Genomic DNA, 13,938 nt, shown 5'->3' on the forward strand with positions numbered 1-13,938 from the left:
TCCATCCCGTGATCCAGGAAAGACCATGAAACGCAAAGTCATCGTTGCCGGCGTCGGCATGATTCCGTTCAGCAAGCCGGGCAAGAGCGAGCCCTATCTCGTGATGGGCGAGCGCGCCGCGCGCCTTGCGCTCGACGATGCACGCGTGCCGTATGCCGAAGTGCAGCAGGCCTACGTGAGCTATGTGTATGGCGACTCGACCGCCGGCCAGGCCGCCATCTACCGCGTCGGCCTCACAGGCGTGCCCGTGTTCAACCTCAACAACAACTGCTCCAGCGGATCGAGCGCGCTCTTCCTGGCGCGGCAGGCCGTCGAAAGCGGCATGCTCGAATGCGCGCTGGCGCTGGGCTTCGAGCAGATGGTGCCGGGCGCACTGAAAGGCGCGTACGACGATCGGCCCTCGCCGATGGCGCGCTTTGCCGAAGAGATGACCGCGCTGCAGGGCTTCGACCCCGCCGCACCGCGCGCCGCACAATTCTTCGGTGGCGCCGGGCGCGACTACATGAAGGAACACGGCATCCGCGCCGACACCTTCGGCCGCATCTCCGTCAAGGCGCGCCAGCATGCGGCGCGCAACCCCATGGCGGTGTTTCGCGACACGGTCACGCTCGACGAGGTGATGGCCGCGCCGACCGTGTTCGAGCCCATGACGCGGCTGCAGTGCTGCCCGCCCACCTGCGGTGCCGCCGCGGCGGTGGTGTGCTCCGAAGACTTTGCGCGTCGGCACGGCATCGACACCACGGTTTCGATTGCCGCGCAAGCCATGACGACCGACACGCCCAGCACCTTCGACTCGCACGACATGCGCAAGGTGGTCGGCTACGACATGACGGTGGCGGCCGCCCGCCAGGTGTACGAGGCAGCCGGCATCGGCCCTGAAGACATCGACGTGGTGGAGCTGCACGACTGCTTTACCGCCAACGAGCTCATCACCTACGAAGGGCTCGGCCTCACGCCCGAAGGCACGGCGGAGAAGTTCATTCTGGAAGGCGACAACACCTATGGCGGCCGCGTGGTCACCAACCCTTCCGGCGGGTTGCTCTCGAAGGGGCACCCCCTGGGCGCGACCGGACTGGCCCAGTGCGCCGAGCTCACCTGGCAGCTGCGCGGCCAGGCCGACCAGCGGCAGGTGGAAGGCGCACGCCTTGCGCTGCAGCACAACCTCGGTCTGGGCGGCGCCTGCGTGGTCACGCTGTACCAGCGCGCTTGAGGGGGCAGCCGCATGATCGACCGTCGCTTCATCGGCCACACCCTCCCCGCCTTCGATGTGCGCGTGGAGGCCGGCCGGCTGCGCTTCTTCGCCAAGGCCACGGGCCAGACCGATCCGCTGTATGTCGATGAAGAAGCCGCGCGCGCCGCCGGCCTGCCCGGCTTGCTCGTACCGCCCACATTCCTGTTCTGCCTTGAGATGGACGCGCCCGATCCGGCCGCCATCCGCAATCTGCTGGGCATGGACTACCGGAAGCTCCTGCACGGCGAGCAGCAGTTCACGTATCACGCACCGGCGCATGCCGGCGACACGCTGCGCTTCGAGCAGCGCATCGAAGACATCTACGACAAGAAAGGCGGCGCGCTGGAGTTTGTGGTGCGCCGCACGCAGGTGCACAACCAGCGCGATGCATGCGTGGCTGAACTGCGCACTGTGACCGTGCTGCGCAACGCCTGAACGGGTTTGAACCGCATCCCATGACTTCAACAACCTCGCACACTCCCCGGTTCGACAGCCTGCAAGTCGGCGACACGCTGCCTACGCTGCAACTCGAACCCGTCTCGCGCCTCATGCTCGCGCTGTACTGCGGCGCATCGGGCGACCACAACCCGATTCATGTCGACATCGACTTTGCGCGCAGCGCCGGGCAGGCCGACGTGTTCGCCCACGGCATGCTGTCGATGGCCTGGCTTGGCCGGCTACTGACCAACTGGGTGCCGCCCTCGGCACTGCGCAGCTACGGCGTGCGCTTTGCGGCCATCACGCATGTGGGCGACCGCGTGCGCTGCGAAGGCCGCGTGACGGAGAAGTTCGAAGCGAGCGGCGAGCGCCGCGTGCGGCTCGAGCTCTCTACCGTCGACCAGGACGGCCAGGTCAAGCTCACGGGCGACGCCGTGGTGGCCCTGCCTTGATCTCTTCATCTTCTCGAACCCAATCCATGAACAAGTTGAACAAGTTGCACGGCAAGGTCGCCCTTGTATCGGGCTCGGGCCGCGGAATCGGCCGCAGCATCGCACTCAAGCTCGCAAGCGAAGGCGCGCGCGTGGTGGTCAACGATCTCGACGAGGCTCCGGCCGCGGAAACGGTCGCCGCCATCCGCGAGGCCGGTGGGCAGGCCGTGGCCTGCATCGGAAGCGTGACGCAGCCCGACTTCGGCGCGCGCTTCGTCGGCACCGCAATCGAGACCTACGGCGGGCTGGACATCATCGTCAACAACGCCGGCTACACCTGGGACAACGTGATCCAGAAGATGAGCGACGAGCAATGGGAAGACATCCTCGCCGTGCACCTGACCGCGCCCTTCCGCATTTTGCGCGCCGCGGCCGATTTCATCCGCGAAGCGTCGAAGCGCGAGGCCGAGGCCGGCACGCCGGTGCTGCGCAAGGTGGTGAACATCTCGTCGACCTCGGGTGTCTACGGCAACGCGGGGCAAGCCAACTACGCGGCGGCCAAGTCGGGCATCAACGGCCTGACCAAGGCGCTCGCAAAGGAATGGGGCCGCTACAAGGTCAACGTGAACAGCGTGGCCTTCGGCCTCATCAAGACGCGGCTGACCGAGGCGGACGCCAATGCCGACGCCAGCATCGACATCGACGGGCGCCAGATCAAGGTAGGCGTCAACCCGCAGATCCTGAAGAACGCCGAATCGCTCATTCCGCTGGGCCGCGGCGGTACCGCCGAAGAAGCAGCGGGCGCTGTCTACCTGTTCTGCATTCCCGAGTCGGACTACGTGAGCGGACAGGTGCTGGTCTGCGGCGGCGGCCGCCCCTGAGCCGGAGCTGAGAGCGATGCCCTTGCCCACTGCCGCACGCCCCTGGATGGACGCCGAGTTGTCCATGCTGGCCGACACCGCACGCCGCTTCTTCGAAACGGAATGCGTGCCGCGCCAGGAAGAATGGGCGCGCCAGCACCACCCCGACCGCGCCATCTGGCGCCGCGCGGGCGAGCTCGGCCTGCTGTGCCCCGGCATTCCGGAAGCGTACGGCGGCGGTGGCGGCGGCGTGCTGCACGAGGCGGTCATCTGCGAAGAACAAGGCCGCGCGCTGGTCAACAGCTTCAGCCTCAACGTGCACAGCGGCATCCTCGCGCACTACCTGCTGGGCTACGGCTCCGAAGAGCAAAAGCTGCGCTGGCTGCCCAAGATGGCCACCGGGAACATGGTCGGCGCCATTGCCATGACGGAGCCCGGCGCGGGCACCGACCTGCAGCGCATCAAGACCACGGCCCGGCTGGACGGCGACTGCTACATGGTGAACGGCGCCAAGACCTTCATCACCAACGGCCTGCATGCCGACCTGGTGTGCGTGGCGGTGAAGACCGACCCCGCGCTGGGCGCCAAGGGGGTTTCGCTCTTGATGGTGGAAACAGCCGACCTGCCGGGCTTCCGGCGCGGCAAGCTGCTCGAGAAGGTCGGGCAACGCGGCCAGGACACGGTCGAGCTGTTCTTCGACGACGTGCGCGTGCCGGCGTGCAACCTGCTCGGCGACACCGAAGGCCGCGGCTTCGTTCAGCTCATGCAGCAGCTGCCGCGCGAGCGGCTGCTCATTGCGGTGGGTGCTGCCGCCACCATGCAGCGCGCGGTGGACGACACCGTGGCCTACGCCACGCAGCGCCAGATCTTCGGCGACACGCTGATGAGCCTGCAGAACACCCGTTTTCGGCTGGCCGAATGCCAGACGCAGGCTGCCATTGCGCGCAGCTTTGTCGACGATTGCATGGCACGCCTGTTGCGCGGCGAGCTCGACGCCGCCACCGCCGCCATGGCCAAGTGGTGGACCACGGACGCACTGTGCCGCGTGGCGGACGAATGCGTGCAGATCCATGGGGGCTACGGCTACATGACCGAGTACCCGATTGCGCGCATCTGGGCAGACGCGCGCGTCGGCCGCATCTACGGCGGTTCGAACGAGGTGATGAAGGAAATCATCGCCCGCGCGATCCAGCCCTGACGTCGAAGCGATGCAGCAAGAACAGGTTCCGCCGCCCATGACCGACCGCCCCTCTCTCGCCGAACCCCCGCCGCCGCACTGGCCGCGCGGACTGCCTGCGCGCATCCACGTGCCGCGCATCACGCTCTGGCAGCAACTCGAATCGGCGGCGCTGCGCTTTCCGGACAAGCCCGCCATCTTCTTCTGCGAGAACGCCGTCACCTATGCCGCGTTGCGCGACCAGACCGTGCGACTGGCCGGGCACCTGAAGCAGCACGGCGTGAACCGCGGCGACCGGGTGCTGCTGCTGAGCCAGAACTGCCCGCAGTTCGTCGTTGCGTTCCACGCCATCGTGCGTGCGGGCGGCGTGGTGGTACCCATCAATGCCATGAGCACCGCGGCCGAGGTGTCGCACTATCTGGCCGACAGCGGCGCCCGCGTGGCTTGCGTGGCGCAGGAGCTGCTCGCGGCGGTGGCGCCGGCGCTGCAGGACGGACGGCTCGCACATGCCGTCGTGCACACCTATTCGGATGCTTTGCTGCACCCGCCCACGCAGCCGGTGCCCGATGCCGTGACGGCGCCCCGCATGCCGCTCGATGTGCCCCGCGCGGTGGCGTGGCAGGCCGCACTGGCCGACGCACCGCCGCCGCATGAGGTGGATGTGCAGCCCACCGACCTGTGCCTGCTGCCCTACACCTCGGGCACCACGGGCCACCCCAAGGGCTGCATGCACACGCACCGCACCGTGCTGGCTTCGACGTACGGCGCTGCCCTTTGGCGCGGCCTGCATGCCGAGGCGGTGGTGCTCGCGGTGGCGCCGCTCTTTCACATGCTCGGGCTGCAGAACGCGATGCTGATGCCGCTTTCGCAAGGCGCGACTGTCGTGATGCTGCCGCGCTGGGATGTAGCGGCCGCTGGGCGCGCCATCGAGCGCTACCGCGTCACCACCTGGGCCGCACCGCCCGCCATGCTGAACGACTTCTTCGCCCACCCCGAAACCGCGCAGCGCGACCTGCGCAGCCTCAGCATGCTCAACGGCGGCGGCGCGCCGATGCCGCAGGCCGTTGCCACGCTGCTGCGGGAACGCTTCGGCATTTCGTACGTGGAAGGCTATGGCCTCACCGAGACGGCCTCTTTCCTGCACGGCAACCCGCCGGGCAACGGCAAGACGCTGTCGCTGGGCCTGCCGGCCTTCGGCGTCGATTCGCGCATCGTCGATCCGGTCACGCTGGCGCCGCTGCCCAACGGCGAAGTCGGCGAACTGGTCACGCACGGCGAGCAGCTCATGCTGGGCTACTGGAACAACCCGGAGGCCAATGCGGCCGCCTTTTTCGAGCGCGACGGCAAGCGCTTCTTTCGCACCGGCGACCTCGCCTGCCGCGACGCGGACGGCTTCTTCTTCATGCGCGACCGGCTCAAACGCATGATCAACGTCAGTGGCTTCAAGGTGTGGCCGGCCGAGGTGGAAGACCTTCTTCACCAGCACCCGGCCGTGCACGAGGCCTGCGTGGTGGCCGTGCCAGACGCCCGCCAGGGTGAGTCGGTTCGGGCCCTGGTGGTGTGCAGGCCCGGCGCGCAGGTTGATGCGGAAGGCATTGCCGCGTGGTGCCGCGAACGGCTTTCGGCCTACAAGGTGCCGCGCAGCGTGGTGTTCCGCAACGCCCTTCCCAAATCCGAGACCGGCAAGGTTCAGTGGCGGCTGTTGCAGGAAGAGGCCATTGCCGAAGCCGAACGCGCCGCGCATTGACGAAAACAAAGGAGACAAGCATGCAGACCTCATCTTTTTCTTCCGCTCCTGCGGGCCTGACACGCCGGTCGCTCGGTGCCGGTGCGCTTGCTGCATTCGGCGCGGTGGCACTCGGGCGGCACACCGCGGCGCTGGCGGCGGAGTTTCCGACCAAGCCCATCACCGTCATCCTCCCGTTTCCGCCGGGCGGCATGCTCGATGCGGTGGTGCGCGCGATGCTGGACGCGGCCTCGCAGGAGATCGGCCAGCCCTTCGTGCTGACGCACAGGGCGGGCGCAGGCGGCGTAACCGGTACCGCCAGCCTCACCACCATGGGCGATGCCGATGGCTACACGCTGGCCGTGATGCACAACACCGTCATCCGCCAGCCGCACATGATCAAGGTGCCGTGGGACCCGCGGACCGACTTCAGCTACGTGATCGGCATGGCCAGCCTGGCCACTGGCATTGCCGTGGCGGCCGATGCCCCCTGGAAGAGCCTTGCGGACCTGCTGGCCGATGCGAAGAAGCGCCCGGGCGAGATCAGCTGGGGCAATGTCGGCAGCACCAGCATCAACCGCATCTATGCCGAGCGGCTGGCGCGCGCGGCCGGCGTCAAGTTCAACTTCATTCCGTTCAAGGGCGGCAACGAGCAGCTCACCGCGCTCATCGGCCGCCACCTCGACGTGTCGGGCGACCCGGGCTTCGGTGCAATGGCAATGGGCGGCAAGGTGCGGGTGCTGGCCACCTTCACAGAAGAGCGGCTGAAGCGCTGGCCCGCGGTGCCGACCGTGAAGGAACAGGGCTACGACCTGGTGATCCAGTCGCCGTTCGGGCTGGTGGCACCGAAGAACCTCGATGCGAAGATTTCCGCCCGCTTGCAGACGGCCCTGCGCAAGGGCATGGAAGACCCGGCCTACCAGCGCCTCCTGAGCGACTTCGATCTTGCGGCGTGGCCGATGGACAGCACGGCGTTCCGTGCCTATGCGCAGGCCCAGTACACACGCGAGAAGCAGATGCTCGACGAGGTCGGCTTCAAACCCGAATGAAGCTCGTGCAGATGAACGAAACCCTCGCCCAACCCGAATCCGAATCGGTCTCGCGCCCCGTGGCAGGACCGGAGCGCCATGTGCCCTTTCTCGAGCTGCTGGCCGCCAGCCGCGACTTTGCGGCGGACGGCAAGGCAATCGTCTCGCTCGAGCTGCGGCCCGAGCTGTGCAACAACCACGGCGGCGGGCATGGCGGCGTGGTCATGACGCTGCTCGACAGCGCCATGGCGCACGCTGCGCTCAGCCGCATCGACTACAGCCGCGAAGTGGTGACCATCGACATGCACATCGGCTTCATGCGTCCCGCGTCGGGCCGGCTGGTGGCCACCGGCCGGGCGACGGGCGGTGGTCGCTCGGTGTGCTTTTGCGAGGCCGAGCTGGTCGACGGCAGCGGCACGGTGGTGGCCAAGGCAATGGGCACCTTCCGCTACCGCGCGCCGGCCGCTGCAAACGCCAGCGGCGCACCTCGCCCCAACTGAACCCACTCGGCTGGAGACACACATGTACCTGACACAGGGCCTGCACCGCGCCGTGCAGCGCCATCCCCACAAGACGGCCCTCCGCCATGTGGCGGAAGACTCGGAACGCTCGCTCGACTTTGCCGAGCTGCTGAACACGGTCGCGCGCCATGCCGCCGCCTTGCAGGCAAGGGGCATACAGCCCGGCGACCGCGTGGCGCTGCTGGCGCCCAACAGCGACCGCCTCATCGTGGCGCTGTGGTCCTGCTGGTGGCTGGGCGCCGTGGCGTGCCCGCTGAACACGCGCTGGAGCGTGCCCGAATTGCGCTTTGCTCTGAGCGATGCGGGCGCCCTGCTTCTTGTCAGCGATGAGGCGCTGAGCGAAACCGCCGCACCGCTGGGCGACCTGGCACCGGTGGTTTCATTCAGCGCGCTGGCCGGCGAGGCAGCGGGCCGCGCCCCGCTGCCCGACAGCCGCACCGGCGGCGATGCGCTGTGCACCCTGCTCTACACCGGCGGCACCACCGGGCGCTCGAAGGGCGTGATGCTCTCGCATGCCAATTTCTGGACGGCTTCGATGACGCGCGGCGCCGAGTTGCCGAACTCGCCCGACAGCGTAGCGCTGCTGGTGGCGCCGCTGTTCCATGTGGCCGGCATGGGGCGGCTGGTGGGCCAGTCGATGGTCGGCGGCACCTGCCTCACGATGCCGAGCTTTCGCCCAGAGCCGGTGCTCGCGGCCATCGAGCGCCACGGCATCACCGACACGGTGATGGTGCCGAGCATGCTGCAGAGCGTGCTCGACTGGCAGCATTTCGACCCGGCGCGCGTGCAGTCGCTCAACCGCATTGCGTTCGGCGCCGCGCCCATGCCGCCTGACCTGCTCGACCGCGCCCTCCAGGCTTGGCCCGAGGCGGAGTTCTTCCAGGCCTACGGGCTGACCGAAACCGCAGGCGCCGTCTGCATCAACCCGCCGCAGAACCACCGCGGCGAGGCGCGCCTTGCGGACCGCTGGCGTTCGGTCGGCCGCGCCGGGCTGGGCGCGGAGATCCGCATCGTCGACGAATCGGGCGCCGAGCTGCCGCGCGGCGTTGTCGGAGAAATCGTGGTGCGCGGCCCCATGGTCACGCGCGGCTACTGGAACCTGCCGGAGACCACCCAACAAGCGTTCCGCGAGGGCTGGTTTCGCACTGGCGACGCTGCGCGCATGGACGAGGACGGCTACATCTTCATTGCCGACCGGCTGAAGGACATGATCATTTCGGGAGGCGAAAACGTCTATTCCGGCGAGGTCGAGGCGGCGCTGCGCAGCCATCCGGCAGTGTCCGACGCCGCGGTGATCGGTGTGCCCGACACGCGCTGGGGCGAAGCGGTGCATGCGGTGGTCGTGGTGCGCCAGGGGCATCCCGCGGCCGAAGCGGTGAGCGATGCCATCGCCGCGGAACTCATCGCCGAGCTTACGGCGTGGTGCCGCCGCGAACTGGCCGGCTACAAGTGCCCGCGCAGCATCGCCTTTGCCAGGGAGCTGCCGATGAGCGCCGCCGGCAAGGTGCTCAAGACCGCGTTGCGGGCTGCATATGTGCGCTGATATTGCCGATGAGACGTCCGCCGAGATGGCCGCTCAGGTGGACCGGCGCAACGCCTACGCCCGCGTGCCCTTTACTCGGATGATGGGCGTGGAGCGTGCCTATTCGCAAGACGGCCGGGCGCGGCTTTTGATCGATGCGCGGCCCGAACTGCAGAACGTGATCGGCGCCGTGCATGGCGGCGTGATCCTCACCATGCTCGACGTGGTGATGGCGAGCGCTGCGGTTTCGTTGGTCGACTTCACCAAGACCGCCGTCACGCTGAACCTGAACACCAGCTTCCTGCGACCCGGCCTCGGCCGCATCGTGGCCGACGGCTTTGCGCTGGAGACCAACGACGGCGTCATTTCGTGCTCCGCCGAAGCGCGCGACGCCAGCGGCGAACTGGTGGCCAGCGCGCTCGGATCGTTTCGCTACCTGCCGCTGCCGCCGTCGGAAAACTGAGCGCAGCGGCGTCTTTCTTCACTCATACATCGCCCATGACCGAACACGCAGAAGCTTCTCTCGCACCGCTTCCCGAAGTGGCTTTCGACTTCCAGGGCCGCACGGTTTTCGTTGCCGGCGGAAGCAGCGGCATCAACCTGTCAATTGCCGAGGCCTTCGCCCGGCGCGGCGCCCGTGTGGGCATTGCGAGCCGCTCGCCCGAACGCGTGGCCGCCGCCGTCGAGCGCCTGCGCAGCCATGGCGGCTGCGCCGAGGGCTGGAGCGCCGATGTGCGCGATGCGGACAGCATCGGCGCCGCGCTGGCCGCGGCGCACGAGGCCTTCGGCCCCATCGATGTGCTGGTATCAGGTGCCGCCGGCAACTTCGTGGCGCCGGCGCTGGGCATGTCGAGCAAGGGCTTTCGAACCGTGGTCGACATCGACCTGGTGGGCACCTTCAACGTGCTGCGCGGGGCGCATGAATTCCTGCGGCGGCCGGGTGCATCGGTCATCAACATCTCGGCGCCGCAGGCTGCCAACCCCACGGCCTACCAGGCGCATGTGTGCGCCGCCAAGGCGGGTGTCGACATGCTCACGCGCGTGTTGGCCATGGAATGGGGCGTGGACGGCGTGCGCGTCAATTCGATCGTGCCGGGCCCCATCGGCGATACGGAGGGCGTGCGCAGGCTGGCTCCTGGCCCCGAGGCGCTTGCGGCCATGGCCGCCTCCATTCCGCTCGGCCGCTTCGGCCGCACGGAAGACGTCGCGCTGATGGCGCTGATGCTGAGCTCGCCCTGGTCGAGCTTTGTCACGGGCGCTGTCATTCCGGTGGACGGCGGCAGTTCGCTCGCCGGCGGGCGCGACCTGAGTTCCGCGCTCAAGCCGGCGGCCTGAATCCATCTCTTCTTCTACGCCATGACCACACCCGAAGCTTCCCCTACCTACGAGCGCATCCGCTTCGAAACTGAGGGCTCGACGGCCGTTTTGACGCTCGACGACCCCGCCACCCGCAACGCGCTCGGCCCGGCCATGCGCGAAGAAGTGGCCGATGCGGTACAGCGCGTTCGGCGTGACCGCAGCGTGCGTGCGCTCGTCATCACCGGCGCCGGTGGGCACTTCTGCTCCGGCGGCAATCTGCGCAGCATTGCAAGCGCGGGGCTGGACAACCAGGGCTGGCGCGAACGCCTGCACGACCTGCACGGCTGGCTGCGCGACCTCATCACGCTCGACCGCCCCGTGGTTGCGGCGGTCGACGGTGCGGCCTTCGGCGCCGGCTTCGGCTTGGCCATGGCCGCCGACTTCGTGATTGCCACGCTGCGCGCGCGCCTGTGCGTGTCTTTCATCAAGATCGGCCTCGTGCCCGACTGCGGCACCTTCTATACCCTGCCGCGCATCGTCGGTGCGCAACGCGCCAAGGAGCTGATGCTTTCGGGCCGCGAAGTCGGCGGCGAAGAAGCGCTGCGCCTGGGCATGGCCATGGAGCTGCAGGCGCCCGAGCAATTGCTGCCCCGCGCATGCGCGCTCGCGGACAGCTTTGCAGGCGCATCGCCCTCGGCGGTAAGCCTCATCAAGCGCAGCCTGGCTGCTTCGGACGACCTGGACACCCGGCTCGAACTGGAGGCCAGCGCCCAGGCGCTGGCGATGGGAACCACGGGCCACCGCGAAGCCGTGGCGGACTTCCTCGCCAAGCGCGCGCCGCGCTTCCAGTGGCCGGGCTGAACGCACGACGGGCCTTCTGACCGGCGAGCTACCGCGGCTCGCCAATTGCATATTGCACGTGCCACGTGCACGGCCGCACCAGTTCCGAGCACCGGCCTGCTCCAACCGCCCCCCTCAGCCTGTAGCGCCAAACGCCTTCACTGGCGACGCGGCGATTCGTCCGCGCAGGCACGGTCTTTGCATGACCAGAAAATCACGGTGTAACGAAGCACCGCTTTGGTGTGGTTTTCGCGGCTTGCGAACACCCGGCGCAAGAGGCGCCAGCACCTTCAGCCCGCACTCAGCGGGCGACCCCTTCCCCCAACCCCGCTCGTCAATGCAGCCACGCAAGGCTGCGTTGCGGCATTTGCATTTTCGAAAGGCCCCACCCCATGCACAAACTCAAGCTCGTGATGGTCGGCAACGGCATGGCCGGCGTGCGCACCCTGGAAGAGCTCCTGAAGCTCGCCCCGGACATGTACGACATCACCGTCTTCGGTGCCGAGCCGCACCCCAACTACAACCGCATCCTGCTGTCGCCCGTGCTCGCCGGCGAGCAGACCGTGGACGAGATCGTGCTCAACAGCTGGGAGTGGTACACCGACAACCACATCACCCTGCACGCGGGCAAGAAAGTCGTCGAAGTCGACCGGGTGAAACGCATCGTGCGCGCCGAGGATGGCACCGAGGCCCCCTACGACCGCCTCTTGATGTGCACCGGCTCCAACCCCTTCATGCTGCCCGTGCCCGGCAAGGACCTGAAGGGCGTCATCGCCTACCGCGACATCGCCGACACCGACTACATGATCGAGACCGCCAAGACCCACAAGCACGCGGTGGTCATCGGCGGGGGCCTCCTGGGCCTGGAGGCGGCCAACGGCCTCATGCTGCGCGGCATGAGCGTCACCGTGGTGCACGTCATGCCCTGGCTCATGGAGCGCCAGCTGGACGACGTGGCCGGCAAGCTCTTGCAGAAGTCTTTGGAAGACCGGGGCCTGAAGTTCCTCATCGGCGCCCAGACCCAGGAGCTGGTAGGCAATGACCAGGGCCGGGTGTCCGCCATCCGCTTCAAGGACGGCACCGAGGTGGCCGCCGACCTGGTCGTCATGGCCGTGGGCATCCGGCCCAACACCGAGCTGGCCGAGAAGATGCGCCTGCACTGCAACCGCGGCATCGTGGTCAACGACACCATGCAGACCGTGACCGATGCGCGCATCTACTCGGTGGGCGAATGCGCCGCCCACCGCGGCATCGCCTACGGCCTGGTGGCCCCCCTCTTCGAGCAGGCCAAGGTCGCGGCCAACCACCTGGCCCAGTTCGGCATCGGCCGCTACCTGGGGTCGCTCACCTCCACCAAGCTCAAGGTCACGGGCATCGACCTCTTCTCGGCCGGCGAGTTCATGGGCGGCGAAGGCACCGAGGAGATCGTCATGAGCGACCCCTTCGGCGGGGTCTACAAGAAGCTGGTGATCAAGGACGACAAGCTGGTGGGCGCGTGCCTGTACGGCGACACGGTGGACGGCAGCTGGTACTTCAAGCTCTTGCGCGACGGGCGCAGCGTGCACGACATCCGCGACAAGCTGATGTTCGGCGAATCGAACATCGGCGACACCGGCCACGAGGGCCACAACAAGGCCGCCAGCATGCCCGACGAGGCCGAGGTGTGCGGCTGCAACGGCGTGACCAAGGGCACCATCTGCAAGGCGATCAAGGAAAAGGGCCTGTTCACGCTGGACGAGGTCAAGAAGCACACCAAGGCCAGCGCCAGCTGCGGCTCGTGCACCGGCCTCGTGGAGCAGATCCTGATGTTCACCGCCGGCGGCGACTATTCGGCCACGCCCAAGAAGAAGGCGGTGTGCGGCTGCACCGATGCGAGCCACCAGGAGGTGCGCGACGCCATCAGGAAGGACCACCACCTGACGCACGACGCGGTGTACCGCCACCTGGGCTGGCGCACGCCCAACGGCTGCGCGACCTGCCGCCCGGCCGTGAACTACTACCTGATCAGCACCTGGCCCAAGGAGGCCAAGGACGATCCGCAGAGCCGCTTCATCAACGAGCGCAGCCACGCCAACATCCAGAAGGACGGCACCTATTCGGTGATTCCGCGGATGTGGGGCGGCCACACCACGCCGGACGAGCTGCGGCGCATCGCGGATGCGGCGGACAAGTACAAGATCCCCACCGTCAAGGTCACGGGCGGCCAGCGCATCGACCTGTTGGGGGTGAAGAAGGAAGACCTGGAGGGGGTGTGGAAGGACATCGGCATGCCGTCGGGCTTTGCCTATGCCAAGAGCCTGCGCACGGTGAAGACCTGCGTGGGCAGCGAGTGGTGCCGCTTCGGCACGCAGGATTCGACCCAGATGGGCAAGGACCTGGAGCGGGCGCTGTGGGCGATGTATTCGCCGCACAAGGTCAAGCTGGCGGTCTCGGGCTGCCCGCGCAACTGCGCGGAGGCCGGGATCAAGGACGTGGGGGTGATCGGGGTGGATTCGGGCTGGGAGCTCTATGTGGGGGGCAACGGCGGCATCAAGACGGAGGTGGCGCAGTTCCTGGTGAAGGTGAAGACGGCCGCCGAGGTGATGGAGTACTCGGGGGCGTTCCTGCAGCTGTACCGCGAGGAAGGCTGGTACCTGGAGCGCACGGTGCACTACATCGGGCGGGTGGGGCTGGACTATGTGAAGAAGAAGATCCTCGAAGACGAAGCCGGACGCAAGGCGCTGTGGGAGCGGCTGCAGTTCGCGCTGGACGGGGAGCCGGATCCTTGGTTCGAGTCGAGCCAGGCTTCTGTGGATGTGCGGCAGTTCACGCCGGTGGCGGTGGTGGACGAAGCAACGGACAAGGCCACCCAAGCCGCCTGAACGA

Annotated in this window: 13 protein-coding genes; all 13 read left to right on the forward strand. The window is 67.8% G+C overall.

What is annotated here, in order from left to right:
* Window positions 1–25: 25 nt before the first annotated feature.
* Window positions 26–1,210 carry a lipid-transfer protein gene (locus M0765_RS24115; RefSeq protein ID WP_258506335.1) on the forward strand — a complete coding sequence of 395 codons (1,185 nt, stop codon included), beginning with the start codon at window positions 26–28 and terminating at the stop codon, window positions 1,208–1,210.
* 12 nt (window positions 1,211–1,222) lie between these two features.
* Window positions 1,223–1,666 carry a MaoC family dehydratase N-terminal domain-containing protein gene (locus tag M0765_RS24120; protein WP_258506337.1) on the forward strand — a complete coding sequence of 148 codons (444 nt, stop codon included), beginning with the start codon at window positions 1,223–1,225 and terminating at the stop codon, window positions 1,664–1,666.
* A 20-nt stretch (window positions 1,667–1,686) separates the two neighbouring features.
* Entirely contained in the window at window positions 1,687–2,121 is a 435-nt protein-coding gene (locus M0765_RS24125; protein ID WP_258506339.1) for a MaoC family dehydratase, read from the forward strand.
* A gap of 26 nt (window positions 2,122–2,147) precedes the next feature.
* The gene (locus M0765_RS24130; protein WP_258506341.1) at window positions 2,148–2,981 is read left to right on the forward strand and encodes an SDR family NAD(P)-dependent oxidoreductase; all 834 of its coding nucleotides are present in this window, start codon (window positions 2,148–2,150) and stop codon (window positions 2,979–2,981) included.
* A gap of 16 nt (window positions 2,982–2,997) precedes the next feature.
* Window positions 2,998–4,158, forward strand: coding sequence for an acyl-CoA dehydrogenase family protein (locus M0765_RS24135; RefSeq protein ID WP_258506343.1), 1,161 nt, complete (start codon window positions 2,998–3,000; stop codon window positions 4,156–4,158).
* Between the two features lie 37 nt (window positions 4,159–4,195).
* Window positions 4,196–5,884: a long-chain-fatty-acid--CoA ligase gene (locus tag M0765_RS24140; RefSeq protein ID WP_258506345.1), complete on the forward strand. Its 1,689-nt coding sequence runs from the start codon at window positions 4,196–4,198 to the stop codon at window positions 5,882–5,884.
* 20 nt (window positions 5,885–5,904) lie between these two features.
* Window positions 5,905–6,912 carry a tripartite tricarboxylate transporter substrate binding protein gene (locus M0765_RS24145; protein WP_258506346.1) on the forward strand — a complete coding sequence of 336 codons (1,008 nt, stop codon included), beginning with the start codon at window positions 5,905–5,907 and terminating at the stop codon, window positions 6,910–6,912.
* 11 nt (window positions 6,913–6,923) lie between these two features.
* Window positions 6,924–7,391: a PaaI family thioesterase gene (locus M0765_RS24150; RefSeq protein WP_258506347.1), complete on the forward strand. Its 468-nt coding sequence runs from the start codon at window positions 6,924–6,926 to the stop codon at window positions 7,389–7,391.
* 22 nt (window positions 7,392–7,413) lie between these two features.
* The gene (locus M0765_RS24155) at window positions 7,414–8,955 is read left to right on the forward strand and encodes a class I adenylate-forming enzyme family protein (protein ID WP_258506348.1); all 1,542 of its coding nucleotides are present in this window, start codon (window positions 7,414–7,416) and stop codon (window positions 8,953–8,955) included.
* A 25-nt stretch (window positions 8,956–8,980) separates the two neighbouring features.
* Window positions 8,981–9,397: a PaaI family thioesterase gene (locus tag M0765_RS24160; protein WP_258506349.1), complete on the forward strand. Its 417-nt coding sequence runs from the start codon at window positions 8,981–8,983 to the stop codon at window positions 9,395–9,397.
* Window positions 9,398–9,432: 35 nt separating this feature from the next.
* A complete protein-coding gene (locus tag M0765_RS24165) occupies window positions 9,433–10,269 on the forward strand; it encodes an SDR family oxidoreductase (RefSeq protein WP_258506350.1) in 837 nt (278 codons plus the stop codon).
* A 21-nt stretch (window positions 10,270–10,290) separates the two neighbouring features.
* On the forward strand, window positions 10,291–11,094 hold the full coding sequence (locus M0765_RS24170) for an enoyl-CoA hydratase/isomerase family protein (protein WP_258506351.1): 804 nt from the start codon (window positions 10,291–10,293) through the stop codon (window positions 11,092–11,094).
* A gap of 371 nt (window positions 11,095–11,465) precedes the next feature.
* Window positions 11,466–13,934, forward strand: a complete 2,469-nt coding sequence (gene nirB, locus M0765_RS24175; RefSeq protein WP_258506352.1) for a nitrite reductase large subunit NirB — start codon at window positions 11,466–11,468, stop codon at window positions 13,932–13,934.
* Window positions 13,935–13,938 lie beyond the last annotated feature (4 nt).

It is taken from the genome of Variovorax sp. S12S4, from assembly GCF_023195515.1.
Lineage (GTDB): Bacteria > Pseudomonadota > Gammaproteobacteria > Burkholderiales > Burkholderiaceae_C > Variovorax.